Source organism: Actinomadura montaniterrae (assembly GCF_008923365.1).
Taxonomy (GTDB): domain Bacteria; phylum Actinomycetota; class Actinomycetes; order Streptosporangiales; family Streptosporangiaceae; genus Spirillospora; species Spirillospora montaniterrae.
On the sequence record NZ_WBMR01000438.1, the window covers coordinates 1 to 2,549 of the forward strand.

The window sequence follows — 2,549 nt, forward strand, 5'->3', positions numbered from 1 at the left end:
GGCCCCCCGCCCATCGGCCCGAACCCCAACGGCGGCGCGGCGCCGTACGGCGGCGGGAGCCCCCTCGGGTTCGGCGGCGGGCGGGCCGGGGGCGCGCCGCAGCCGTCGCGGTTCGGGCCGTCCGGCCACGAGGGGCACGACGCCACCCGCCGGTCCCGCAGGGACCAGCTCCTCGGGCCGCTGACGAACTGGTGGCAGGGCCGGCGCCGGTGATCAACGTGGCGGAGACGTGCGTCGGGACGCGGGCGCTCGGGCCGGGGCTGCGCTCGGTGGTCTGGGTGCAGGGCTGCCCGTTCCGCTGCCGGGGCTGCGTCGCGCCGGACTGGATCCCGTTCCGGGAGGCCCGCCGGGTCGCGCCGGACGAGCTGGCGGACGAGCTGCTGGCCGACCCGGACGTCACCGGCCTCACGCTGTCGGGCGGGGAGCCGATGGAGCAGGCGGCCGGGCTGGCGGACCTGGTGCGGGCCGCCCGCGCGAAGCGCGACCTGTCGGTCATCTGCTTCACCGGGTACCGGCGGGCCGAGCTCGCGGGCCGCGCGGAGGCGGCGGCGCTGCTCGCCGAGGTGGACGTGCTGATCGACGGCCGGTACGTGGCGTCCCGCAACGACGACCGGGGCCTGCGCGGCAGCGCGAACCAGCGCGTCCACCACCTGACGAACCGGCTCGCAGGCGCGGCGGACGAGCTGGCGGGCGGCCCGCGCCGCGCGGAGGTGCGGGTCCGCGGCGGGGAGGCGCTGCTGGTCGGCGTGCCGCCCCGCGCGCTGTCCGAGGGCTTCGCCCGCGCGCGCGAAGGCACCGCCAGCGGCCCCGGCGGCGGCACGGGCGGGGGCGAAGGTTTCACCGGCACGGTACGCGAGGGCACGAGCGGCGAGGAGTCCCGATGAGCGGCGCGAAGGTGATCTCGGTGGACGCGGCGGCGTGGCGGGACGCGCAGGCGTCCGCCCGCGACCTGGCGAAGGTGCGGCGGGACATGCCGCGCCTGCTGCGGCAGGTGGAGCGGGCCGCGCGCGACGACGTGGAGCGCGTGCGGCGGGAGGCGGCCGCCCGGCAGGACGGCACCGACCGCGCGCTCGCCGACCTGAGCGAGCACGCGAGGAAGCTGGAGGACGAGACCAGCCGGCGGCTGCGCAAGCACGGCAGGCAGCTGGCGGAGGGCCGCAAGCGGCTCGCCGAGCAGGGCGAACGGCTCGCCGCCGAGATCGCCCGCGAGCGCGCGGAGCGGCGCGCCGGGCTCGCCGCGGTGGACGCGCGGGTCGGCGAGCTGCGCGGCGAGAGCGACGCGGCGGCGGAGGCGGCGCGCCGGCTGTTCGGCGACGCGCGGACGATGCACGACGCGATCCGCGACACGCTGCCGCACGGCCGGTTCGCGCCGGGCCGGCTGGAGCGGCTCGCGTCCCGGCTGGACGTCGCGCGCGGGAACCTGGAGGCGCACGCGGCCGGGTACTCGCTGAGCCAGGTGCAGGACCTCTACCTCGACCTGAGCGAGCTCCGCGCGGACGTGGAGCGGCTGGCGCTGGAGTGGGAGGCGCTCCGCGCGGAGGCGCTCGCCGCGCTGCGGACGGTCGCGGCGACGATCGAGGACAACGCGGAGCGTCCGATCGCGGAGGCCGACCCGGGCGTCGTCCTGGACGTCGACCACTGGACGGACGGCGGGCTCGGCGCGCTGCGCGACGAGGTGGCCCGGCAGGTCGACGCGGTCGCCGACCCGGACTGCCCGCTGGACGCCGCCGCGCTGCGCGCGCTGATCAGCGAGGCGGCGCCGGAGTACGAGGGGCGGCTGGACGCGCTGGTCGAGCGGGCCGCGGAGCGGATCGTCGCGTCGCAGCTGCGGGTGAACGTCGCCGAGCAGGTGGTGGCGGTGCTGGAGGGGCAGGGGTTCGCCTGGTCCGGCAACACCTACGCGGCCGGGGACGAGCGGCGCGCGTTCTTCAGCCGGCTGCGGCACCGCGCGGACGGCGGCGAGGTCGTGGTGGAGGTGGCGCCGGACGGCGACGGCCCCGGTTTCACGCTGCGGATCCTGTCGTACGAGGACGACCCGGACGAGGCGGCGCGGCGGGAGCGGTCGGCGGCGGTGAGCCGGGCGCTGCGCGCGGAGGGCCTGGACGCGGGCGACCCGGCGGAGGACGCCGCCGGGCCCGATCCGGCGCTGCGCGACTTCGCGGCGCTGGCGCGTCCGGCGGCCCGGGACGAGGCCGGCGAGAGCCCGCTGGTGGAGCGGGCCGGGGTGCGCGCCCGAGGGGCCGATGAGCGCTGAACCGGCCCCCGTCGACGCCGCCGAGGCGGTGCCCGAGCGGCTGCCGGCGGTGCCCGAGCGGCTGCTGGCGCTGCGCGACGCGGCGCGCGAGGGCGAGTCGGTGCTGCCGCTGTACGGTCCGGGCGTCAAGGACGCGTTCGTGGACGGCCTGTACCGGCAGCACGACCTCGGCAGCGCGGTGTGGGAGGCACTGCACGACGCCGGCTACGAGCGCGTCGTGTTCTTCTCGCTGGACGCGACGCTGACCGTGCGGGACACGGCGTCGCGGCGCCTGCCCGCCGACCCCGAGGCGGCG

General features: G+C 79.0%; 3 protein-coding genes and 1 pseudogene. All 4 read left to right on the forward strand.

Annotation, left to right across the window (positions count from 1 at the left end; genetic code table 11):
* Nucleotides 1-213 (forward strand): annotated as a pseudogene (locus F9B16_RS52105) (hypothetical protein); the annotation flags it as partial.
* Nucleotides 210-884: a 4Fe-4S single cluster domain-containing protein gene (locus tag F9B16_RS50070; protein WP_225992682.1), complete on the forward strand. Its 675-nt coding sequence runs from the start codon at nucleotides 210-212 to the stop codon at nucleotides 882-884. The pseudogene F9B16_RS52105 and the gene F9B16_RS50070, both read left to right, overlap by 4 nt.
* The gene (locus F9B16_RS50075) at nucleotides 881-2,254 is read left to right on the forward strand and encodes a hypothetical protein (protein ID WP_151547296.1); all 1,374 of its coding nucleotides are present in this window, start codon (nucleotides 881-883) and stop codon (nucleotides 2,252-2,254) included. The genes F9B16_RS50070 and F9B16_RS50075 overlap by 4 nt, the downstream gene beginning before the upstream one ends.
* Nucleotides 2,244-2,549: hypothetical protein (locus F9B16_RS50080; protein ID WP_225992683.1), on the forward strand; the 306-nt coding region annotated here is incomplete at its 3' end. The genes F9B16_RS50075 and F9B16_RS50080, both read left to right, overlap by 11 nt.

What these genes read in the sequence shown, in the direction of transcription:
- F9B16_RS50075 (WP_151547296.1), top strand. Translation starts at nt 881, where the DNA reads ATGAGCGGCGCGAAGGTGATCTCGGTGGACGCGGCGGCGTGGCGGGAC.